The 319-nt window shown below is 64.3% G+C and carries 1 protein-coding gene; it reads left to right on the forward strand.

From position 1 onward, the window contains the following. Positions 1-319: acyltransferase domain-containing protein (locus JK364_RS54805; RefSeq protein WP_201858937.1), on the forward strand; the 319-nt coding region annotated here is incomplete at both ends.

Consider the following 319-nt stretch of genomic DNA (forward strand, 5'->3'; position numbering starts at 1 on the left):
GACCCGGTCGGTGTTCGAGCATCGCGCCGTGCTGCTGGGCGAGGACATCGTCACCGGCACCGCGGTCCCGGATCCACGCATCGTTTTCGTCTTCTCGGGTCAGGGGTCGCAGCGGGTTGGGATGGGTGAGCAGTTGGCTGCCGCTTTCCCGTTGTTCGCGCGGTTGCATCGGCAGGTGTGGGATCTGCTGGATGTTGCGGATCTTGATGTGGACGATACGGGGTATGCGCAGCCGGCTTTGTTTGCGTTGCAGGTGGCGTTGTTCGGGTTGCTGGAGTCGTGGGGTGTGCGTCCGCGGGCGGTGATCGGTCATTCCGTC

The sequence above is a fragment of the Streptomyces endocoffeicus genome (genome assembly GCF_016741935.1).
Taxonomy (GTDB): domain Bacteria; phylum Actinomycetota; class Actinomycetes; order Streptomycetales; family Streptomycetaceae; genus Streptomyces; species Streptomyces endocoffeicus.